This window comes from Marinobacterium marinum, from assembly GCF_013868415.1.
In the GTDB taxonomy this organism is placed as follows: Bacteria; Pseudomonadota; Gammaproteobacteria; order Pseudomonadales; family Balneatricaceae; genus Marinobacterium; species Marinobacterium marinum.
In genome coordinates this window covers 71,971-94,980 of the sequence record NZ_JACEMT010000051.1, presented here as the reverse complement: position 1 = coordinate 94,980, position 23,010 = coordinate 71,971, and the positions used below count along the sequence as shown (strand labels likewise).

Below are 23,010 nucleotides of genomic sequence, written 5' to 3'. Positions count from 1 at the left end.
GATCTCTTTTTTACAAGCAATTTAGTTATACTATAACAAAACATCCGTTGAGCGAACTGGATAACCATGCATAACCTGGCTTTTGAATCCGGCCATGACCATCAACACTGCATTGATCAGGCCTTGCAACAGGCACGTCAGCTGTGTCGCGAGCGTCAGCAACGGCTGACCCCCGTACGCGAACTGGTCCTCAAACTCATCTGGCAAAGCCACAAACCAATTGGCGCCTATGAGCTCCTGCCCGCGCTGGCCGAGGCCGGTTTCAACTCGGCGCCGCCCACCGTTTACCGGGCATTGGAGTTCCTGCAGGAGCAGGGACTGATCCACCGTATCGCGTCCTTGAACGCGTTTGTCGGCTGCCCACACCCGACACGGACGCACCAGGGCTGCTTTCTGATTTGCCGTGCCTGCCATGCCACTTCCGAACTGGATTCCGGCCCGGTGCATGCCACACTGGAAAGCAGCGCGCGAGCGGTCGGCTTTACCATTGAGGAAGAAACCGTCGAGGTGACAGGACTCTGCCCAAACTGCCGGCATGAAGAGGGGCACAATGTCTGAACACAACCCGGATCTGGTGCGCCTGGAGCAGGTCAGCGTCCGCTTTAACGGACAAACGGCTCTCAACACGATCGATCTGCACCTGCATGACAACTGCATCACGACCCTGATCGGCCCCAACGGGGCCGGCAAAACGACGCTGGTCCGTATCGTGTTGGGCCTGATTAAACCTTCCACCGGAAAGGTTTGGCAGAAACCCGGCCTGCGTATCGGCTACATGCCGCAGAAACTGCATATCGACCGAACACTGCCATTGTCAGTGGAACGTTTTCTAAACACCCCGAACAAAGTTGATAACCAATTGATGCTAAAGGCTCTTAATGATGTCGGGGCCGCCCATCTGGTTAAACATTCCATTCACAATCTATCTGGCGGCGAGACCCAGCGCGTGCTGCTGGCCCGCGCACTGTTGCGCGATCCTCAACTGCTGGTACTGGACGAGCCGGTACAGGGGGTAGACCTGAATGGCCAGCTGGAGCTCTATCAGTTGATAGCCGATATTCGCAAACAGCGCCGCTGTGGCGTCCTGATGATCTCGCATGATCTGCACCTGGTCATGGCATCCACGGACCATGTCATCTGCCTGAACCGACATATCTGCTGTTCCGGCAACCCCGAACATGTCAGTAGCGACCCTTCGTTCATCGAACTTTTCGGCCCCGCCCAGGCCAGCACCCTGGCGCTTTATAACCATCATCACGGGCATGCGCACGATGCCCATGGCGACATCATTGTCGATCACCCCCAACCTGACGAATGTAACGGACATCATTGTGGCTGAGTTTCTGATTCTGGCCCTGGCGGGCGGCCTGGGTATTGCAGCACTGGCGGGCCCTTTGGGTGCTTTTGTGGTCTGGCGCCGCATGGCCTATTTCGGCGATACCCTGGCACATTCGGCCCTGATGGGAATCGCGCTCGGTTTTCTGTTCGACATCAACCTGAACCTGGCTGTTGTCGCCTGTTGCGTGCTGCTGGCCATTATGCTGGTTTCTCTGCAACGACAACATCTGGTAGCGACCGATACGCTGCTGGGCATCATGGCGCACAGCGCACTGTCGCTGGGCCTGGTTGCCGTTGCTCTACTCGATAACGTGCGCATTGACCTGATGGAATACCTGTTTGGGGATCTGTTGGCGATTGCCCCTGCCGATCTGTACTGGATTTACGGCGGCGGGGCACTGGTCCTGTTACTGCTCTGGCGGCTCTGGAACCCCTTGCTGGCACTCACCATCAACGAGGAGCTGGCTCAGGTAGAAGGGGTGCCCGTTGCCCGTACCCGCCTGGCCTTGATGCTGCTGATCGCCGTCGTCATTGCCGTCGCCATGAAACTGGTGGGCATCCTGCTGATCACCTCGCTGTTGATCATTCCGGCCGCCTCCGCTCGCCGTCTTGCCAGTACTCCCGAGCAGATGGCAGTCTTTGCCTCACTGCTGGGAATGCTGGCCGTAGTCGGTGGCATCAGCGCTTCCTGGTTCTGGGATACGCCGGCCGGACCTTCCGTGGTCGTCACCGCACTGGTGGAGTTTCTGCTGCTGTACAGTCTGCCTGCCCGAGCGCTGCCGGCACGATGAACACCTTTGCCTACTGGCCGGACAGGGCCACACACGCTCGCGTATGGTCTCTGGCCTGGCCGATGATGTTATCGAACATCACCGTGCCGCTGCTGGGCCTGATCGATACCGCCGTCATTGGCCACCTGCCCGAACCTCATCATTTGGGCGCCGTGGCGGTGGGCAGCATGGTGTTTTCGATTCTCTATTGGGCATTCGGCTTCCTGCGCATGGGTACCACCGGCATGGTGGCACAGGCCTGTGGCCGCAACGATGGCGCACGCATACGTACACTGCTGGGCCAGTCACTGATTCTGGGCGCCGGGATAGGGCTGTTGATTCTGCTGCTGCGCACCCCCTTGACCACCCTGGCACTGCAACTGATGGACCCGGAGCCTGCCGTTCTGGCCTCGGCAACACAATACACCGCAATCCGTGCCTTTGGTGCCCCGGCCGTCCTGTGCAACTTTGCGCTGCTGGGCTGGTTTGTCGGCAACCAGAACACTCGCATCACATTGATCCTGCTGACGACCACCAATGTACTCAACATGCTGCTGGACCTGCTGTTTGTGTTCGGCTTTGGCATGGCGGCGGATGGCGTCGCACTGGCCACGGTCTGTGCCGAATATTTCAGCCTTCTGCTCGGCCTCTGGTTCTGCCGCCGTATGCTGGGACGCCTGCCCGGTCACTGGGCCTGGCAGCAACTGCGACGCTTACATGATTATCGCGAGCTAATCAGCGTCAATCGCTATCTCTTCGTACGTACGCTGCTCCTGTTGATGACTTTTGCTTTTTTCACCGCACAGGGCGCCCAGCAGGGCACGACCATCCTCTCGGCCAATGCCGTGCTGCTCAATTTTCTGCTGTTGATTTCCAATGCTCTGGACGGGTTTGCTCACGCCACCGAGGCCCTGACTGGCAAGGCTCTGGGGCAGAAAAAGCGGCGGGGCTTTTACCAGATTCTGGTCTGCGCCACACTCTGGTCGGCGGTCAGTGCTCTATTGCTGACACTGATTTTCGGGCTGGGCGGGCGACCGATCATTCAACTACTGACCGATATCCCGGCCGTGCGGGAAGAGGCGATACGCTATCTGCCCTGGATTGTCCTCCTGCCATTGATCGGCACCTGGAGCTTTCTGCTCGACGGCATTTTCATCGGCACGACTCGAGTCAAGGCGATGCAGGACACCATGCTCGTCTCGGTGTTACTGGTGTTTATTCCCGTCTGGTGGCTCAGCCAGCCTTTGGGAAACCATGGCTTGTGGCTGGCCTTCCTGTCCCTGTTCGCGGCACGAGGACTCACCGGAGCCTGGGTTTTTCGGCGCCTGAACCGGCAGCATGCCTGGTTCAGACCCGAGCGCTGAGCACTATCGGCCACGCGGTATGCCGGCATTGGACATGCCGCGTGGCCCTGGTGTCAGTGCCGTGTCGGTGTCATGATCCTGATCGGCTGTGGGCTGTCATCCGCAACGGCGGCCGGTGCCTTGTCGGAACGCTCGCCACTGACACGCGTCTCGATCTGCTCCGGATCAGGCCGACCATCCAGTCGCAGGGAGTCGGCAAAACCGCATTTCACGCATTCCCGATGCTCTCGTTCGTCATCTCGGTACATGCGCACCGTATCCATCTCACCACAGCGCGGACAAACCGCGCCGGCGATGAATCGTTTTTGTACACTCATATCCCAACCTCTCAACGAATACCGGAGTGACGCAACAGAGCGTCGACGCTGGGCTCACGGCCACGGAAGGCCACGAACAGATCCATGGGATCACCGGAACCACCCTGTTCCAATATTTCCTGACGGAAAGCCAGACCGGTCTCCATGTTGAAAATGCCTTCCTCCTCAAAGCGCGAGAAGGCATCCGCAGACAACACTTCAGCCCATTTGTAACTGTAGTAGCCCGCCGCATAACCGCCGGCAAAGATATGACTGAAACCGTGCTGGAAGCGGTTATCTGCCGGTGGACGGATCACCGCCACCTGCTGACGCACCTGGTCCAGCAGCGCCTGAATTTCGGTCTCTCCCGGCTGGTATTCATGGTGCAGGCGGAAATCGAACAGAGAGAACTCCAGCTGGCGCATCATCATCATGCCGGACTGGAAATGCTTGGCCGCCAGCATCTTGTCCAGCAATGCCTGTGGCAGGGAAGCACCGGATTCGTGATGACCGGAGATCAGCGCCAGCGCTTCCGGCTCCCAGCACCAGTTTTCCATGAACTGGCTCGGCAGCTCCACCGCATCCCAGGCGACACCGTTGATGCCGCTGATATCGGCCTCTTCCATCTGCGTCAGCATGTGGTGCAAACCATGACCGTATTCATGGAACAGGGTGGTGACCTCGTCATGGGTCAGCAGTGCCGGCTGGCCGGGCAGGGGCGGGGTGAAGTTGCACACCAGATAGGCCACCGGCAACTGCAGCTCGGTATCGCTCAGGCGGCGACGCACCCGGCAATCGTCCATCCAGGCTCCACCACGCTTGCCGCTGCGTGCGAAGGGATCGAGATAGCAATAGGCGAAGGGTTCACCGTTACGCTTGAGCGCAAACAGACGCGCATCCGCATGCCAACTGTCAATGTCCGTCTGCTCTTCCACCTCCAGCTCGAACAGACGACCGGCGATGGTAAACATCCCCTCCAGTACCTTCGGCAGCGGAAAGTAGGGGCGCAGCTCCTGCTGGGATATTTCGAATCTGTCCTGCTTCAGCTTCTCGCCGTAATAAGTCACATCCCAGGCTTTCAGTTCCTCGATGCCGTCACGCTCGCGGGCAAAGGCCTGCAGCTCGGACACTTCGCGTTGCGCAACCGGGCGTGTTTCCGTCGCCAGATCTTCCAGAAAGCTGACCACCTGCTGCGGCGACTGTGCCATCTTGGTCGCCAGCGAGTAGTCGGCGTAGCTATCAAAGCCCAGCAGCTGCGCCAGCTCATGGCGCAGAGACAGGATCTCGTTCATCACCTCGGAGTTGTCCCACTCACCCGCCTTGGGCCCCTGGTCAGACGCGCGGGTACTGAACGCACGGTACAGCTCCTCGCGCAGGCTGCGGTTGTCCGCAAAGGCCATCACCGCATAGTAGGCGGGGAAGTCCAGAGTGATCACCCAGCCATCCAGCTCCTTCGCCTTGGCGGCTTCCTGCGCTGCCGCAACCGCATGCTCCGGCAGGCCTGACAACTCGGCTTCATCACTGATCTCTTTCCACCAGCCTTGAGTGGCATCCAATACGTTCTCGGAAAATTTGGTGGTTAACTCGGACAGGCGTTGCTGCAGCTCGGCATAGCGCTTCTGTTCCGCTTCCGGCAACGCAATGCCGGACAGACGGAAATCGCGCAGGGCGTTGTCGACCACCTTGCGTCGCGCCGGGTTCAGCTGCCGATACTCATCGCTGCCGGCCAGGGCTTCGAACGCCTGGAACAGCCCCTGATGCTGGCCCAGCTCGGTCCAGTATTCGGACAGTTTCGGCAGGCAGGCGTTGTAGGCCTCGCGCCAGGCATCAGAGTTCATCACCGCATTCAGATGCGATACCGGCGACCAGGCTTGAGCCAGCGCATCATTGAGCTGCTCCAGTTCGGCCACCAGCGTCCAGCCGCTGATCGACGCATCGGCGGTCAGTTCAGCAATGCGGGAGCGGTTACGCGCCAACAGCTCATTGATGGCGGGCACGGCATGTTCCGGCAGAATGCGGCTGAACGGAGGCAGCGGATGGCGTTCAAGCAGAGGGTTGGACATGGGACTTCTCCATTAAAGGGTCAACTCGTCAATTAATATACAATGGGGTTCCGCCCACATGATTTCAATCACAATAAGGAGACCGTCATGAATGTGCGCAGCTATCAGGGGATGACACCGAAACTGGCCGACAATGTATTTGTCGACCCCAGTGCCGTCGTATTGGGGGATGTCGAGATCGGTGAACACAGCTCCGTGTGGCCGATGACCGTTATCCGCGGCGATATGCATCGTATCCGAATCGGCTGCTACACCAGCCTGCAGGACGGTGCCGTCTTGCATATCACCCATGCCGGTCCCTACAACCCGGACGGTTTCCCGCTGATCATCGGCGATCATGTCACCGTCGGTCACCAGGCGATGCTGCACGGCTGCACCCTGGGCAGCCGCATTCTGGTGGGTATGGGTGCGATGATCATGGACGGTGCCGTGGTCGAAGACGAGGTCATCGTCGGCGCCGGCAGTCTGGTACCTCCCGGCAAAACGCTGAAGAGCGGCCACCTCTATGTGGGCCGCCCGGCCAAACCACAGCGCGAGCTGACCCAGAAGGAAAAAGAATTTTTCACTTACACGGCCGAAAACTACGCTCGTTTGGCCAGCAAACACAATGACGAGGCATGGGCTCAGAGCTGAGTTCATCCCGGAAGGGCAGGCAAGACCGGCAAGATACATGCCGATTTTTCCTGTCCATTCAAAATAATATTATTGATAACGATTTGCATTTAGTTTAGTGTAGCGGCATCTCATTTTTGCCAGGGAGCTGTCATGTCACTGAAACGCCTTCTGCTGCCCGCCGCCATTACTGCTGCGGTCATGACCTCATTTTCACCGGTTGCTATTAGCCAGGCCCAAGCGGCCAGCAGCATTGTCGAAACTCGGGCGGCTGGCATCAACCAGCACTATGCCGATATCGCCGAAGCCGTTTTTGCCGACTCACTGGCTGCTGCCCAAGAATTGCAGAAAGCGATCAACACCTTCCTGGACGCCCCCACCGATGCCAACCTGAAAGCGGCACGGGCTGCCTGGGTCGATTCCCGCATTCCCTATCAGCAGTCTGAAGTCTACCGCTTCGGTAATGCCATCGTTGACGACTGGGAAGGCAAAGTGAATGCCTGGCCGCTGGACGAAGGCCTGATCGACTATGTTGACGGCACCAGCTATGGCACCGAATCCGACATTAACGCCTGGTACAGTGCCAATATTATTGCCAATCCGATCCTGAACATCGGCGGCAAGCAGGTTGATGCTTCAACCATTGATAAACAACTGCTGACCGAAACCCTGCACGAAATTGATGGCGTTGAAGCCAACGTGGCCACCGGCTATCACGCCATTGAGTTTCTGCTCTGGGGCCAGGACCTGAACGGCACCAAGCCAGGCGCCGGCGATCGTCCCGCAACGGACTTTGATCCGCAGAACTGCAGCAACGGCAACTGCGAACGTCGCCGCGCTTACCTGAAAGCTGCCACCGATCTGCTGATCGATGATCTGACCGAGATGGCCGACAACTGGAAGCAGGGCGGTGCCGCTCGCCAGCAGCTCGCCGCCAAGGGCGATCTGGGCGGACTGGCAACCATCACCACCGGTATGGGCAGTCTGTCCTATGGCGAGCTGGCTGGCGAACGTACCAAACTGGGCCTCATGCTGCACGACCCGGAAGAAGAGCACGACTGCTTCTCCGACAACACTCACTGGTCACACTTCTACGATGCCCTGGGCATTCGTAATGCGTATCTGGGCGAATACACCCGTATTGACGGCAGCCAGGTGAAGGGTCCCTCTCTCTCGGCCCTGACCCAAGCCACCGACCCGGCCCTGGATCAGAAAATGCGCGAACATCTGGACCTTACCCAGGCGGCAGCCCAGGCAATGGTTGATGCAGCGGCTCACGGTGAAACCTTTGATGTACTCATCGCCGCAGGCAATACGGAAGGCAATGCAAAAGTGCAGGCCTTTGTTGATGCACTGACGGCACAAACACAGGTCCTCGAAGAGGTGATGGCAACACTGGGTATTGCAGACGTTGAGCTGGAAGGCTCCGACAGTCTGGATAACCCTTCAGCCGTTCTTGGCGGCTGATCAGTCGATGGCCCGTTTTGCACTCAGTCTGACAGGCTGGCTCTCCCTCTGGCTGGCGTTGTGCACCAGCCAGGCCGCTATGGCAGTGGCGGCCAACTCGGACCGGGCTCAGCCCGGTCCTCCCTTTTCTGCGGCCGAGCAGCAAGTATTCATGCATGCCGTTGCAGACCTCCCCTTCGAACAACGCATGGACTTTGTACTGGGCCGCGCCATTTTCGAAAAACTGTGGGTTTCCTCACCGTCGTCAACCACGGCAAGTGATGGTCTGGGGCCGCTGTACAATGCCCGTTCCTGCCTGCAGTGCCACGTCAACAATGGCCGGGGATTGCCGCCTGACGAGCAGGGCAGCAGCAACCGCAACGGCATTCTGGTGCGCCTGGGCATTCCCGGCGATGGACAGCATACACCGTCCGGAGTAACCCCCGAACCGACCTATGGCACCCAACTGCAAACCTTCGCGGTTGCCGGGTTGCCGGCAGAAGCACGGATCAATCTCGAATATGCACGCCACACCCAGACCCTGAACGGCGGCGAGCACGTCGAATTACAGCAACCCATCTATCGACTGACCCAGCCCGGTTATGGCCCTTTCCACCCGGATACCCGGTTATCGCCACGGCTGGCCCCCGCCATGATAGGGCTGGGGCTGCTGGAGCTTATTCCGGAAACCGACATCCTGGCCCTCGCCGATCCGGATGACCGTAACGCCGATGGCATTTCCGGCCGCCCCAACCGAGTCTTTCACCCTGACCACAAAGAACGCCAGCTGGGACGTTTCGGCTGGAAAGCCGGTCAGCCCACGCTGCAGCTGCAGAACGCCAGCGCACTGAATACCGACATCGGTATTGCCAATCCCGACTACCCCTTTCCAGGGGGCGACTGCACCTCGGCACAACCGAATTGCCTGAATGCCCCCAACGGCAACACCGATACTCAGGACGGACTGGAAGCCTCGGCACAGATGATGGCGGTGCTCCTGTTCTATACACGACACCTGGCGGTGCCGCCAAGGCGCAACACGCACCATGCCGAGGTCCAGGCCGGTGAGCAACTGTTTGCCCGACTGGGATGCAGTCAATGCCATACACCTTCACATACGACCGGAGTCGCTCCCGACCGTCCGGCCCTGAGTAATCGGGTCATTTGGCCCTATACCGACCTGTTGCTGCATGATATGGGCGAAGGTCTCGCCGACCGACGTCCCGAATTTGCCGCCAACGGCCGTGAATGGCGTACCCCGCCACTCTGGGGCCTGGGGCGGCACCATGCCGTTACCGGCGAACGAGCCCTGCTGCATGATGGCCGCGCTCGTACCCTGACCGAAGCCATTCTCTGGCATGGCGGCGAGGCTGAAAGCGCCCGCGAGCGCTTCCGCCAACTGCCCCCACAACAACGCAAGCAATTGATCTCGTTTCTGGAGTCACTGTAATGCCATCAACACACACCCGCATGTGGCCAATCTGGCTGCTTGCAACCGGCCTGGTTCTGACAGCCGGATTAACCCATGCCGACAGCATGCAGCCGGACTGGCCCCGTTTCAACCATCAGGCGGTCCAGCAGCACATTTTGCCACGCTATGCTCAACTGGATACCCATACTGCCGAACTTTCGCGCGCAGCGACCGCGCTCTGTCAGGCCCCCAGCGAAGAGGCACTGAACCGCACACGCAATGCCTGGCGTGAAGCCATGCACGCCTGGCAGGGCATCCAGCATGTGCAGTTTGGCCCGGTGCAGTTTTTGATGCGCAACTTCGGCCTGGAATTCTGGCCCGACCGCAAAAACATCGGAGCCCGCCAGCTGCGCCAGGCATTGGCCTCGGAGCTACCCTATGATGCCGAGTTTTTCCGCCATGCCAGCGTATCCATCCAGGGCTTCCCGGCACTGGAACGCCTGCTGTTCGCCGACAACGCCCTGACACAGCTGCAGCAGGGACGTCATTGTGAACTCACTCAGGCCATTTCGAGTCATGTTGCCCAGGTCGGTCACGCCATTCATCAGGAATGGCAAACTCTGGCTGCCAACGATTTCCCGCCCGAGCAGGAACCGGTCAGGGCCGCGGAACAGGCTGTCGATCTGATGGCCGCCCTGGTTGAGCCCATTGAAGCCATTCGCGACAGCAAACTGCTCAAGCCCATGGGCAGCAGTCCCGAGAATGCACGCCCAAAACTGCTGGAAAGCCACCGCAGCGGCAATTCACTGGCCAATATCCGACACAACCTGGTCGCCTTGAGCGAGCTGTACCAGGGTACGAATCCCAGTGTTGACAGTCTTCTGCAGCAAGCTGGCAAGGCGGATCTGGCACTCGATATCCGGCAGACCTTCACTGCCCTGATCAGCACTTTCGAGCAGCTTGATCCGCCACTCAAAGCCGCCCTGACCCGGCCAAACACCCATCAGCAGCTGCTGGACATCACTGCCCGGCTCAAGCACCTGAGCGAACAGCTCGACAGCGCCATGGGGGTTCTCAATATTCAACTGGGATTCAATAGCCGTGATGGAGACTGATCGCCGCCGTTTCCTGGGCCTGCTCGCCGCTAGCCTAACCCTGCCGGTAACCGGCGTTCTCGCCAACGACAGGACAGACGAGCGCATACTCATCAGTGCCGCCAGCGATCGACATCAACACTGGCTGCTGGTTACTGATATCGAGGGACAGACACGGTTGCGCCACCCATTGCCGGGCCGGGCGCACCATGTGGAACGGCACCCGCACCAGCCCTGGGCAGCAGCCGTTGCACGCCGCCCGGGCACTTTTATAGACGTGGTGGATTACGAAACCGGACAACTGGTCAAGCACATCGAAGCGGGGGAGGGCCACCACTTCTACGGCCACGCACTGTTCACGCCCGATGGCCGCTGGCTGGTCAGTACCGAGAACGACCTTGCCAGCGGCCAGGGACAGATCAGCATTCGTGATGCAGACCATCACTTCGCCGTCGTCAGCCGCCTGCCAAGCCATGGCATCGGCCCGCATGAACTGCTGCTGAGCGGAAATGAAGTCATTGTCGCCAATGGCGGTATTCTGACCCGCAATCGCGAAAAGCTGAACCTGAACACTATGGCACCCTCGCTGGCCTATATCGACCTGACCTCCGGCACCCTGCTGGAACAGGTTGGCATGAGCTCCGACAACCACCAACTCAGCATTCGACATATGGACCTCAATGCAGCAGGCACTGTAGCGATAGCCCTGCAGTCCCAGGGGCCCTTGAGTGACAACAGGCCTCTGGTTGCTCTGCACCGACGCGGCCAGCCGTTAAAACTGTTAAAGGCCCCCGAGCCGATCAACGGACAGATGAAGCAATACGCCGGCAGCGCCCGCATTGACCGCTCCGGCAAGATAGCCGCCATTTCCGCACCGCGCGGTAACCTGATCACCTTCTGGGATATCGAACGGGATACCTTCATCACCGCCATGCGCTGCCGTGACGGCTGTGGTCTGGCGGCTACCGACCGGAATGGGGAGTTTCTGGTCAGCTCCGGTATCGGCCAGGTATACCGCATGCAACCCTACAACAACCTGCGGGAACGCCTGCCGCTGGGCCCCATCGCCTCACGCCTGGCCTGGGACAATCATTTAAACCTGCACCTCGGTTAATCATGCGGCGTTCTCTGTACTGGTTCGGCGTCTGCGTACTGAGCCTGAGCGGCAGCCTGGTCAGCCAGGCCGCCGATTTTTCTGCCGCCGACTACCGCCAACCATCACAACACTGGCCCGCCGCACACACTCATTCTGAAGCCGGAGCAGTCCCCGAGCTGGCGCCACTACCCAAACTGCCTCCCGTTGACTGGCACACACCGGCAACGGAAGCCCTGGGGCAACAGCTGTTTTTTGATCCCCGTCTGTCCGGGTCGGGGCAGATTGCCTGTGCCAGCTGTCATGACCCGGATCTGGGTTGGGCTGATGGCCGCCGCACGGCTTTCGGACATGACCGTCAATCCGGTCCCCGCAACAGCATGAGCATACTGAATGTTGCCTGGTTTGAGCAGCTGTTCTGGGATGGCCGCGCCGAAGGTCTGCTGGAGCAAGCCCTGCAGCCGATCAGCAACCCGATCGAGATGAATGCCGACCTGCAGGAAGTGCTGGCGAGACTGAACCGTATCCCCGGCTACCGCCAGGCCTTCATAACCGCCTTCGGTCCCGGTGCCATCGATGCGGAACGCCTGGCCAAGGCCCTGGCCGCTTTCGAACGCAGGATCGTCTCTCGACCCAATCGGCTGGATCGTTTTATCGGCGGTCAGTACCAACTCTTGAATGACCATGAAATTTTCGGTCTGCACCTGTACCGTACCAAGGCCGGATGCCTGAATTGTCATAACGGCCACCGGTATTCAGATGGCCGGTTCCACCATACCGGGTTAAGCTATTACGGGCGTCAATATGAGGATAGCGGTCGCGAGCAGGCAACCGGCCGTACCGCAGACCGAGGCAAGTTTCGTACCCCCAGTCTGCGAGACCTGCATTACACGGCCCCCTGGATGCACAATGGTTTTTTTCCCAGTCTGCGCGGCATCCTCAACATGTATAACGCAGGCATGATCGGCAACAGCCAACTACACCCGTCTCTGCCGCCGCTGTCGCCGCTGATCCGCCCGCTGCAGCTGAATCACCGAGAACTGGACGCGCTGGAAGCCTTCCTGAACACCCTCAGTCAGCGCCCTCTGGCACTCCGCCCCCCGGTGCTGCCAACGGAACCCGCAGTCGAAAGCATTAAATAATAATGATTCTTATAAGCAATTGGTTTATCATATGCTTGTTATGTCGTGCAGTCGCCCTAATGTGCCCCCTGGGGCGGCTGCACTGCTCGCATTGCCGACCGGTTAAAAGGACATTATGCTTTCTGACTCCCATCTCCCCTCCATTGTCGCACTGCTGACAGGTTTGTATGGCGCTTCGGCCAACGCACAAACAACACAGACCAATGAAAACTGTACCGACCGTCAACAGCACTCCTGTGTGCAGACCCTCCCCGAAGTCACGGTGACCGGCCAAAATCTCGCCACAGGCGTACAGGTCCTTGATCACGCACTGATCGAGCAGTTGCCCACCGGCGCAGGCAACCTGGCCGATCTGCTGCGTATCAACCCGGCGGTGGATTTTTCACGCAAAGGGCGTGGCTCAACCAACAGCGGCGTCATGCGACCGGAAGAGTTCTCCTTCCACGGCCAGGCCTACTATCAAAACCTGTTCATGATCGATGGCATCGGCGTCAACAACGATATCAACCCGGCCTCCGGCAACAGTGATTACGGTACTCCCGGTCTGACCAAAACCGACAGTGGCAGCTCACCTCAGGGCTATTATCTGGATGTGGGTCTGCTGGAGCAGATCGAGGTATATGACAGCAACGTACCGGCCGGCTTTGGCGGCTTTACCGGCGGGGTGGTGAACGCCAGAATGAAGCGCTATGACGGTCATGATTTCGTCGACCTGCGCTACGGTCTCCAGCGAGATGAATGGGAGTCCTTTCATGTGGATCCACGCGATCTGGACAAGTTTCAAAATGCTGGCAGCTATAACGCAAAATTCACCCCCATCTACCACAAGGACAGCTACCACTTCTCGGCTCAGCAGGGACTGACCGAGCGCAGCGGCATGACCCTGGGTATGAGCCGACGAACGTCCGACTTCCGTCAAACCGAGCCGGACGGTGATCAAATCGACTTCAATGACCGGATCGACAACCTTCACGCCCGACTGGACACCCACTGGAACCAGCAACTGGAGTCCGGATTCAGCCTGCGCTATTCCGAGCGCCACCACGATGGTATTACCTCACCACTCTATGATGCTCCCTATGTGCAAGACCACCGCGGCATCGGCCTGGGCGGCAATATCAAATACCGTCTGCCCGGCGGCCACACTTTCAGCATGGATGCGGGGCTGGACCGCATGCAGGATGACATCGACAGTACCAGTGCCGTTGCGTTTCAGGACCTCAATACCGGCGTTTCCCGAGGCGGTTTTGGCGACAGTGAGCGGACCCAGACCAGCTTCACCCTGGCACCCAAACTGGAACTGGCTACCCGGCGCGGTAGCACCGCTGAGCACCAGCTGACCGTCGGTGGCGAGCTGCGTTATGTCGACAGCCATTACAACCGCCCGGAAGACGTCATCATCGATCGATATTACCGACCCAGCCCCCGTCCCAATGGCAAACAGCGCGAGGTCACCCGGTATGCCAGCGGCAACATCGGTGTCGACTATCTAAGCAAATCCATTTATCTGGATGACCGGATACGCTGGCACCGCCTCAACCTGCGCCTGGGGTTGCGTGCCGACCACAATGACTGGCTGAACAATCTGGATATCGCGCCCCGTCTGAGTGCTGACTGGGACCTATACGGTGATGGCCGTACCCGTCTGCTGGCCGGGGCCAATCGCTATTATGGCCGCAGTTTTCTGCAATACGCGATCAATGATGCTCTCAACGGCATGACCACCAAGACCCGCTACAAGAATGACGGCAGCATCGAGGTCATCCATGGACTGGATCGCTCCGGGCAACTGGATCTGGCAACACCATACTCGGATGAGCTCATGCTGGGCTGGGTCCAGCAGGCCGGGCCGTTCAACAGTACCCTCAAGCTGGTTCAGCGCGACAGCCGCAACGGCATTCGTAGCATCAGGGAAGATGGTCAGAAGCGTTACGACAACAGCGGACGCAGCGAAACACTGAGTCTGACCTGGGAGCTGGATCATGCCGATACGCCGCTGATCATCGGCAATAGCGCAACGGTCACGCGTCTGGCCTTGGGCTGGAAAGACAGCACCGGCAACCTTCAGGGCAACCCCCATACCGGTCTGGGTGATGATTATGAAAGCGTCGGCAATGATGAACCTGTCCTCTACCAAGGCGTGCTGATCGACCGTCGCGAGCTGCCGGCCTGGGACTACAACATCCCGTTGCACGTCAGCTTGAGCAGCGTCACCCGAATGCCCGCCTGGAACCTGACCTGGTCCAACTTCATCAACCTGAACAATGGCGGCACCATTGCCCGCGACACTCGCCGGAACAGCGCCGACGGCCATGATATCTACGAGGATTTTACGCTGGAGGATCTGATCACTCTGGATACCAAGGTGCAGTGGAAGCCCCGTCTCTGGACGGCCAGCCAGGGGTATGTAAGGGTGGAAGTCAGTAATGTGCTGGATCAGGTGATCAACACCAAGACCAGTGACCTCGACGGCGTCCGCGACGCATATACACCCGGCCGCAAGGTCTGGCTGGAAGTCGGCATGCGCTTCTGACACCCCCACGCCGGGTAGCGGGGCGGGGTATAAACCCCGTCCCTGCTGTGCTCATGCCTTCGCCTTGGCCAGCTCTCGCAGGCGCTTGACCACCAGGGCATTGATGCTGCGCTGGGTAAAATGACCGTCCTCCTTGCGTACTCCAGCCGCTCGGCCCATCAGGATCTCCAGGCATTCGTCCACAGTGGCGACCGCATGGATATGGAAAACGCCATCCTCGACTGCCTGTACCACCTCGGCCTTCAGCATCAAGTGGCGCACATTGGCGCGCGGAATAATGCATCCCTGCCAACCGGTCAGGCCACGTGTTTTACACAGATGGAAAAAGCCTTCGATTTTCTCATTCACACCACCAATAGCCTGCACTTCACCATACTGGTTAATGGACCCGGTAATGGCAAACTGCTGACGAATCGGGATATGCGTCAGGGCCGAAATCAGCGTACAGATTTCGGCAAGGGAAGCGCTGTCTCCGTCCACATAACCGTAGGACTGCTCCATCGCCAGGCTGGCCGACAGTGCCAGCGGAAAGTCACCGGCATACTTGTGTCCCAGATAGCCGGACAGTATCAGCACGCCCTTGGAATGGATGGGCTGCCCCAGCGTCACCTCTCGCTCGATATCCACTATCCCCTTATTGCCCGGGTGCACCGTGGCCGTAATCCGCGCCGGACTGCCGAAAGAAACATCTCCGACCTGAAGTACCGTCAGGCCGTTGGACTTGCCCACTGCCTCAAGATCGGTGTCGATCAAGACCGTTTCGTTGAGCATGCTTTCCAGTATTTTCTGTGACAAGCGCCCGGTACGGCGCTCCTTCGCCTCCAGCGCCAGCTCCACATGTTCAGCGTTGATCAGGGCATCATTTTGCTCACGGCGACGGAAATCCGACTCACACAGCAGATCGACCAGCTCCCCGACATGGGCGGACAACAGCTCCTGATCACCGGCCAGACGCGAACTGTGTTCCACCAGACGCGCAACGGCTCGGCGCGTCAGCGGTGCCAGGCTCTCCTCATTCGCCAGCGTTTTCATCAGCCGTGCGTACTGGCGAATCGAGTGGGGCGTGCGATGCACATCTTCATCAAAATCGACCACCACACGAAACATCTTCTCGAAATCGTGATCCAGCTCCTGCAGCAGGTAATAGGTATCACGCTCGCCCACCAATACCACCTTCACTTTCAACGCGGCTGGCTGAGGGCTCAACGTAATCGCGCTGATACCGGTATACTCGCTGACCGGGCTTTCAATACGAACCTCATGCGCCTTCAGCGCCCGCTTGAGCGCCGAATAGACGAACGGCTGCTCCAGCAGTTTTTCCGCTTCCAGTACCAGGTAGCCGCCGTTGGCGCGATGCAGGGCGCCTGCACGGATCAACGTATAGTTGGTTACCATCGATCCCATTTCACTGACGTACTCGACCCGTCCAAACAGATTCTCGTAGCTGGGGTGCGATTCAAACACCACCGGCGCCCCCTTGGTCTTGTTGTTGTCGACCAGCAGGTTCAAACCGTAATTCTGCTCCAGATACTCTCGTCGCACGGCATCACTCTTGCCCTCCAGCGCACCATCCTCTCCCAACAGATCACTGCCGTTGCGGATCAGGTCGGTTTCCACATGCTGCAGATAATCCACGATACCGCCGATATTCGCATACTTGTCCCGCAACGGCTGAATCAGCGGCTCCACCGCCTGACGCGCACTGTTTCGGTCCAATGCCCGCATCTGTTCAGCCGCCTCGCGGCGCCAGACCGGCAAGCCGGTCAGACTGTCATTGAGCATTTCCTCCAGTTCGGAGATATGTGACTGAATGGCTTCCCGCTCGGCTTCCGGCAGTTGCGAAAACGCCGCCTCATCCATTGCCTGGCCATTCGCCACCGGTGTAAAACCGACCGTTGCGCCATCCCGGTAGACCGCGATGCTGTACTCACGCCCCTTGCGCTCGACCTGGTTCAAGGCCTCGTCATAATGACGATTGAATTCACGCTCGATCTGACTCTTCAGACGCTGATAGGCAGGGTTTTCAAACGCTGCCGGCAATTCACCCAGCACACTGTCGAGCAGGTAGCGAATATCACGCTTCAGATGTACCGCTTTGCCGGCAGGCAGTTCCAGAACACTCGGATAGCGGTTGTCCACCAGGTTATTCAGGTAACACCAGTCGCTGGGCTTGCCCTGTTTCTTGGCCGACGTTTTGAGGCTTTCCATCGCAAAGGAAAAACGACCGGTGTGCGGATTACCCATGACAAAGAGGTTGTACCCGGGACGCTGCATGCCAATCCCGAACGCCATTGCTTCGATGGCACGGTCCTGGCCAAAGAAACCGGCAAACGGCTCCAGTGATTCGGTCGTCTTGAAAGGCAGGAGTTCCGGGTCGCAGGTACGGTACAGCGCCGCAGGCGCCAGTGGCAGATGCTTGTCCATGCGCGTACTCCACTAACAGAGGGTGTGTCTCTGTTATACCGCCTCGCATTTGCCGGATGCAAGGCGGTTGTGGCAAAGAGAACGGGAAAAGGCGTTCAGATTCAGCGTGCTAGAACTTTAATCCAGGCTTTGCCAAGACAATGGCTCAGCCGGCCTGAAGCGCCGCGCGCAGATCCGCGATCACCGACTCCGTGTCGGGTTGAACGCCGCGCCAGATACGGAAGGACTCCGCTGCCTGTTCCACCAGCATGCCCAAGCCATCGACCACCCGGGCTGCACCCTGCTCGCTGGCCCAGCGGCAGAAGGGCGTCGGCTCGGCCCCATACATCATGTCATAGCAGGCGGTAGAGGCACCGACCGCAGCGGCAGGCACCGGCGGCAGTTCGCCCTGCAGGCTGGCCGAAGTGCCATTTATGATCAGATCAAACGCCTCGGCGGGCACCTGATCGAAACCGCTGGCCCTTACCCGGCTATCATCGGCAAAGAGTTCAGCCAGCGTCTCGGCTCGGGCAAGGGTGCGGTTGGCAACCAGAATAGAAGCCACGCCCGCCGCCAGCAGCGGCTGGAGCACGCCGCGCACCGCGCCACCGGCACCGAGCACCAGCACCCGGGCGCCGTTCAGGGTCACACCGCTGTTATCCGCCAGATCCCGCACCAGGCCGATGCCATCGGTGTTGTCACCGGCGATGCGGCCATCGTCCAGTCGATACAGGGTATTAACCGCACCCGCCAGCTCGGCGCGTTCGCTGCGCCACTGCGCCAGCGCCCAGGCCCGCTCCTTGAACGGCACCGTGATATTCAGCCCCTTGCCGTCACCCTGCAGAAAGCGTTCCACCGCCGCCTCGAAGTCATTTTCCTCGATGTGCTCGGCTGTGTACGTCAGCACCTGCCCGGTCTGCTTGGCAAAGCGGGCATGGATCTGCGGCGACTTGCTGTGCGCGATGGGGTTGCCGAACACGGCATAGCGATCCGCCATCTCAGACCTCCAGCCAGTTGCGCGGCTGCAGGTAACGATCGTACAGCTGAGCTTCCTCGCTGCCCGGCTCCGGCTTCCAGTCATAGTCCCAGCGCACTTCCGGCGGCAGCGACATCAGGATCGATTCGGTACGACCGCCGGACTGCAAGCCGAACAGGGTGCCACGGTCCCACACCAGGTTGAATTCCACGTAGCGGCCACGGCGGTGCAGCTGGAAGTCGCGCTGACGTTCACCATAGGCGGTATCCTTGCGCTGTTCGATGATTGGCAGGATCGCCGGCACATAGGCATCACCGATCGACTGCATCAGGGCAAAGCTCTGATCGAAACCCAGCTCGTTGAGGTCATCAAAGAAAAGACCACCGATGCCCCGAGGTTCCTGACGATGCTTAAGATAGAAGTAGTCATCGCACCACGTTTTGAAGCGGGGGTATATATCCTCGCCAAAGGGCGCACAGGCATCGAGCGCCGTTTGATGCCAGTGGCGACAGTCATCGTCATTGCCGTAGTAGGGCGTCAGATCAAAGCCGCCGCCAAACCACCAGACCGGCTCTTCACCATCCTTTTCCGCAATGAAAAAGCGCACATTGGCGTGAGAAGTCGGCACATAGGGGTTGTGCGGATGGATGACCAGCGAGACTCCCATCGCCTCGAAGCTGCGCCCGGCCAGTTCGGGGCGATGTGCCGTAGCCGATCCGGGCAGGGTCGCGCCATGCACGTGGGAAAAGTTGACGCCGCCTTTTTCGATCACGGCTCCCTGGCTGATCACCCGAGTACGGCCGCCACCACCCTCGGCCCGTTCCCAGCTATCCTCGACAAAGCGACCTTCGCCATCGACCTGCTCCAGCGCCGCACAGATACGGTCCTGCAACGCGAGCAGATATTCTTTCACCATTTGAGCATCAGGTGCCGACATGAATCTCTCCATCTACTTGTGAGCGAATACTTACTTACGCCCTGATCGTTTTCATATCTATAATATTGCGGATAACACTGGGCTTATCCGACCCTCCCAGCTCACCTGGCAATATAAAATCAAGGCTAGAGCCGAAGTAAGCACTAACTTTCAGCTTAGACCTTGCAGGGTCTGAGGTACTTCGGTTGGCTGAGGTCGATATAAGAGGGCCACCATAGGCTCGGCAAAGCGCCTGAACCAGCGGGTGCGCACTGATACGCACGGCAACCTGGCTGTGGCACCCCTTGACCCAATGCGGAATCAACCCCTGCGGATCAGGCAATAGCCAGGTGTTAGGCCCGGGCCAGGTCTCACTCAGACACTGCCGCTGCTTGCGACTGAGCGGTGCCAGCAGAGGTGCAATCTGGGCCTCGTCCGCCGCCACCAGAATCAGCCCCTTGTGCTCGGGGCGGCGTTTCAGGTCCAACAGCCGCTGCACGGCCTGACGATTATAGGGGTCACAGCCCAGCCCCCAGACAGCTTCCGTCGGATAAGCGATAATACCACCGCCCTTGATGCAGCGAACCGCTTCCTTGAGTTGCCAGTGATTCATGTTGTCACCACCGCGAAAGAAGGGAAGAGCGGAGTAACAACGCGACGGTCATTACTCCTTGCAGAATGGACAGCAGGACCGATCAGCCCTGCAGTTGCGCGATACTCCAGTCGAATACGACCTTGTCGTCATCATCGACCAGGGCCTGCAACGCTTGCAGACTGTCGATCAACGACGCCACATCGGCTCGGCAGATATTCACGTGGCCGACCTTTCGCCCCGGACGAATTTCCTTGCCATACCAGTGGACATGCACACCCGGTACCTGCAGCCATTCGGGCTTCCAGTCACGTCCCAACAGGTTGTACATCACGGACGCGCCCTCTACCGGTGGCGTGATCAACGGCAAGTCCGCCAGCGCACGCAGGTGCAGTTGGAACTGACTGATGGCAGAACCTTCCTGCGTCCAGTGGCCGGAGTTGTGCACCCGTGGCGCCAGTTCATTGACCAGCAGTTCGCCATCCACCACGAAGCACTCCATCGCCATCACGCCGATATAGCCTTCGTCGTCCATAACACGACCCAACCAGGCTTCGGCATTACGCTGCTGTTCGGCAGGAACCGGCAGATTGGCCACACTGGCGCGCAGGATGCCATTCTCATGCCAGTTGCGTGTCAACGGATAGAACACCTTTTCGCCGGCCGCATTACGTGCGCCAACCAAAGAGACTTCATGACTGAACGGGATCATCGCCTCGGCGATGCATTCACCGGCCCATTCCGTTTCCGGCTGATCGCCTTTTTGCCAACGCCACTGACCACGGCCGTCATAGCCGCCACGGCGGCGCTTGACGATCACCTTGTCACCAATCGATTCCAGTTGCGTCTGAAGGTTATCGCCTTCCAGACTGACCCAAGGTGAGGTCGGCACCTGCAGACGGTCCAGCAGGGCCTTCTGACGCTGACGATCAATAACCGCATACAACGCAGCGGCATTGCGGAAATTCGGGTGCTGTTTCAACTGCAGGCCGCTAACACTGTCGGACCAGTGCTCGATTTCGACAGTAATCACGTCATCGGGCCGCAGGCCCAGCTCGACATCACCATTGGGATCAACCGGCAACACCTCGATCTGCATGGGCGCACCGGCCTGTGACAGCATTTGACCCAACTGACCGTTACCGGCTACGACTATTCGTGGCAGCATGGCAATCAACCTCGCGGATCGGGGTTGTCGAGGACAGTCTGGGTCTGGGCCTGACGCCAGTCGGCCAAACGCTGCGCAAGAGCCGCATCTTCGGTCGCCAGCATCTGTGCCGCCAGCAGCCCTGCATTGAATGCACCCGCACCGCCAATGGCCAGCGTACCGACCGGGATACCACGCGGCATCTGCAAAATAGACAGCATGCTGTCCTGACCACTCAGCGCCTTGCTTTGCACCGGTACGCCCAGTACCGGTACCAGTGTCTTGGCCGCAATCATGCCCGGCAAGTGGGCTGCGCCCCCCGCACCGGCAATAATGACCTTATAGCCGTTATCAGCCGCCTGCTCGGCAAAACGAAACATTTTGTCCGGCGTACGGTGCGCGGATACTACCTCGGCATGGTACTCAACGCCCAGGGTATCAAGGATACCGGCCGCTTCCTCCATGGTGGGCCAATCCGAACGCGAACCCATCACGATCGCCACTTTTGCACTCATCTGTTACTCCCGTCATCACTCTGACTGCGCAGCAGGGCAAAGGGCGCCGCCACCACACGTACGGTCTGGCTTCCGGCACAGCCGGAAAAAAGGAAAGGGCGCAATTATAGCAAGCACCGGATGAAAATTCCCCCACTTGAAAGGCGGTGAATGAGATCAGCTGTTCATCCGCTGCTAGCGTACGCGACGAACCCGAGAGCCACGCAATTCAATATAGCCATCCAGCTCCAGCAGCATCAGCCCCGACTGCAGCTCGGCCACGCTCAGCTGCAGTTGTTCGGCCAGCTGGTCCAGCCAGATACTGTCAAACGGAATTTGGGCCAACAACCCCGTCGCGGCAACGAGCGCCTCCGGTTCAGGCGACATCGGTGACACCTGAACAGTCAGCAACCCACCCAGCAAGGGCCCTAATTGTTCGATGATCTGATCGACCTGTTCAACCAGTGTCGCACCCTCACGAATCAGGGCGTGGCAGCCTCGACTGAAGGGGTTATGGATGGAGCCGGGGATGGCAAAGACTTCACGCCCCTGTTCCAGGGCCTGCCGGGCCGTGATCAGCGAACCGCTGCGCAGCGCCGCTTCAACGACCAGAGTGCCGACGGACAAGCCGCTGATCAGCCGGTTGCGACGGGGGAAATTGCCGGGCAGCGGAGCCGTACCGGGTGGATACTCGGAGACGATAGCACCTCCCTGATCAACAATAGCTGCGGCCAGCGCCCGGTGCCGCTGCGGATAGACACGATCCAGACCGGTGCCCACCACCGCCAGCGTGGGGGCTTGCCGATCAACGCAGGCACTGTGGGCCGCTGCATCAATGCCCAGCGCCAGCCCACTCACCGGTATCAGCCCGGCGGTCGACAGGGCTCCGGCAAACTCGTAGGCCAGGCGTACACCTTCTCGGCTTGCCTTGCGACTGCCCACCAGCGCCAGTTGCGGCAGAGATAAGAGTTCCGGATCGCCATCAACCCAGAGCAGGGCGGGCGGGTCAGGGATCTGCCGCAGCAGGTCAGGGTATGCGGCATCGCCGAACGTCAGCAGGTGCAACTGATGCTGCTGCGCATAGTCCCGCAATTCACCGGCCCGATCATACAGGGCGCCCTGGCGCTGATAATCGTGCAGCCCGGCCAGGGTTTCCGGCCGTAATCGGCAGTCTGGAGGAAGAGCCGTACGCCCTGTCAGCAGACAGGGGATACTGATGCCCGCCTGGCGGAGTCGCGCCAGCGTTACCGGGCCAATACCCGGCAGCAGACTGGCAGCGATCCACTCCCTTGGATCGCTCATGGTAATGTCCCGTTTTAA

The 23,010-nt window shown here is 59.4% G+C and carries 20 protein-coding genes; 11 read left to right on the top strand and 9 right to left on the bottom strand.

What is annotated here, in order from left to right; translation table 11 throughout:
- The first annotated feature begins 66 nt into the window (after positions 1-66).
- From H1S06_RS11330 to H1S06_RS11315, 4 genes are read left to right on the top strand one after another with little or no spacing between them, the layout of a single operon-like run.
- A complete protein-coding gene (locus tag H1S06_RS11330) occupies positions 67-558 on the top strand; it encodes a Fur family transcriptional regulator (RefSeq protein WP_181740242.1) in 492 nt (163 codons plus the stop codon).
- The gene (gene znuC / locus H1S06_RS11325) at positions 551-1,339 is read left to right on the top strand and encodes a zinc ABC transporter ATP-binding protein ZnuC (protein ID WP_181740240.1); all 789 of its coding nucleotides are present in this window, start codon (positions 551-553) and stop codon (positions 1,337-1,339) included. Before H1S06_RS11330 ends, znuC begins: the two co-directional genes overlap by 8 nt.
- Positions 1,278-2,129: a zinc ABC transporter permease subunit ZnuB gene (znuB, locus tag H1S06_RS11320; protein WP_220183857.1), complete on the top strand. Its 852-nt coding sequence runs from the start codon at positions 1,278-1,280 to the stop codon at positions 2,127-2,129. Before znuC ends, znuB begins: the two co-directional genes overlap by 62 nt.
- Positions 2,126-3,472 carry an MATE family efflux transporter gene (locus H1S06_RS11315; RefSeq protein WP_181740238.1) on the top strand — a complete coding sequence of 449 codons (1,347 nt, stop codon included), beginning with the start codon at positions 2,126-2,128 and terminating at the stop codon, positions 3,470-3,472. The genes znuB and H1S06_RS11315 overlap by 4 nt, the downstream gene beginning before the upstream one ends.
- Before the next feature lie 53 nt (positions 3,473-3,525).
- Here H1S06_RS11315 and H1S06_RS11310 read toward each other — a convergent pair whose 3' ends face one another.
- Both H1S06_RS11310 and prlC read right to left on the bottom strand, forming a co-directional pair.
- Positions 3,526-3,789 (bottom strand): YheV family putative zinc ribbon protein, encoded by a 264-nt coding sequence (locus H1S06_RS11310; protein ID WP_181740236.1) that lies wholly within the window; start codon positions 3,787-3,789, stop codon positions 3,526-3,528.
- 11 nt (positions 3,790-3,800) lie between these two features.
- Complete coding sequence (gene prlC, locus H1S06_RS11305; RefSeq protein WP_181740234.1) at positions 3,801-5,831, bottom strand: oligopeptidase A; 2,031 nt, start codon at positions 5,829-5,831, stop codon at positions 3,801-3,803.
- Between the two features lie 87 nt (positions 5,832-5,918).
- On the opposite strand from prlC, the gene H1S06_RS11300 reads away from it, so the two are divergent.
- The 7 genes from H1S06_RS11300 (at position 5,919) to H1S06_RS11270 (ending at position 15,162) form a co-directional block, all read left to right on the top strand.
- A complete protein-coding gene (locus tag H1S06_RS11300) occupies positions 5,919-6,464 on the top strand; it encodes a gamma carbonic anhydrase family protein (RefSeq protein ID WP_181740232.1) in 546 nt (181 codons plus the stop codon).
- Between the two features lie 132 nt (positions 6,465-6,596).
- Positions 6,597-7,910 (top strand): imelysin family protein, encoded by a 1,314-nt coding sequence (locus H1S06_RS11295; protein WP_181740230.1) that lies wholly within the window; start codon positions 6,597-6,599, stop codon positions 7,908-7,910.
- A 7-nt stretch (positions 7,911-7,917) separates the two neighbouring features.
- Positions 7,918-9,339 (top strand): di-heme oxidoreductase family protein, encoded by a 1,422-nt coding sequence (locus H1S06_RS11290; protein WP_181740228.1) that lies wholly within the window; start codon positions 7,918-7,920, stop codon positions 9,337-9,339.
- Positions 9,339-10,415 (top strand): imelysin family protein, encoded by a 1,077-nt coding sequence (locus H1S06_RS11285; protein WP_181740226.1) that lies wholly within the window; start codon positions 9,339-9,341, stop codon positions 10,413-10,415. Before H1S06_RS11290 ends, H1S06_RS11285 begins: the two co-directional genes overlap by 1 nt.
- Positions 10,405-11,508 carry a DUF1513 domain-containing protein gene (locus tag H1S06_RS11280; protein ID WP_181740304.1) on the top strand — a complete coding sequence of 368 codons (1,104 nt, stop codon included), beginning with the start codon at positions 10,405-10,407 and terminating at the stop codon, positions 11,506-11,508. The genes H1S06_RS11285 and H1S06_RS11280 overlap by 11 nt, the downstream gene beginning before the upstream one ends.
- A gap of 2 nt (positions 11,509-11,510) precedes the next feature.
- Positions 11,511-12,629: a cytochrome-c peroxidase gene (locus H1S06_RS11275; protein ID WP_181740224.1), complete on the top strand. Its 1,119-nt coding sequence runs from the start codon at positions 11,511-11,513 to the stop codon at positions 12,627-12,629.
- A 115-nt stretch (positions 12,630-12,744) separates the two neighbouring features.
- Positions 12,745-15,162: a TonB-dependent receptor plug domain-containing protein gene (locus tag H1S06_RS11270; protein WP_181740222.1), complete on the top strand. Its 2,418-nt coding sequence runs from the start codon at positions 12,745-12,747 to the stop codon at positions 15,160-15,162.
- 51 nt (positions 15,163-15,213) lie between these two features.
- Here the strand turns inward: H1S06_RS11270 and H1S06_RS11265 are convergent, their stop codons facing one another.
- From H1S06_RS11265 to dprA, 7 genes are all read right to left on the bottom strand, one after another.
- A complete protein-coding gene (locus tag H1S06_RS11265) occupies positions 15,214-17,586 on the bottom strand; it encodes a Lon protease family protein (protein ID WP_181740220.1) in 2,373 nt (790 codons plus the stop codon).
- A gap of 145 nt (positions 17,587-17,731) precedes the next feature.
- On the bottom strand, positions 17,732-18,562 hold the full coding sequence (gene aroE, locus H1S06_RS11260) for a shikimate dehydrogenase (protein ID WP_181740218.1): 831 nt from the start codon (positions 18,560-18,562) through the stop codon (positions 17,732-17,734).
- Position 18,563: 1 nt separating this feature from the next.
- Complete coding sequence (gene hemF, locus H1S06_RS11255) at positions 18,564-19,478, bottom strand: oxygen-dependent coproporphyrinogen oxidase (protein ID WP_181740216.1); 915 nt, start codon at positions 19,476-19,478, stop codon at positions 18,564-18,566.
- Positions 19,479-19,512: 34 nt separating this feature from the next.
- Positions 19,513-20,070, bottom strand: coding sequence for an L-threonylcarbamoyladenylate synthase (locus H1S06_RS11250; RefSeq protein WP_181740214.1), 558 nt, complete (start codon positions 20,068-20,070; stop codon positions 19,513-19,515).
- A gap of 82 nt (positions 20,071-20,152) precedes the next feature.
- Positions 20,153-21,217: a 5-(carboxyamino)imidazole ribonucleotide synthase gene (purK, locus tag H1S06_RS11245; protein ID WP_181740212.1), complete on the bottom strand. Its 1,065-nt coding sequence runs from the start codon at positions 21,215-21,217 to the stop codon at positions 20,153-20,155.
- Between the two features lie 5 nt (positions 21,218-21,222).
- Positions 21,223-21,711: a 5-(carboxyamino)imidazole ribonucleotide mutase gene (purE, locus tag H1S06_RS11240; protein ID WP_181740210.1), complete on the bottom strand. Its 489-nt coding sequence runs from the start codon at positions 21,709-21,711 to the stop codon at positions 21,223-21,225.
- A 174-nt stretch (positions 21,712-21,885) separates the two neighbouring features.
- Positions 21,886-22,992, bottom strand: coding sequence for a DNA-processing protein DprA (gene dprA, locus H1S06_RS11235; protein WP_181740208.1), 1,107 nt, complete (start codon positions 22,990-22,992; stop codon positions 21,886-21,888).
- Positions 22,993-23,010: the final 18 nt, after the last annotated feature.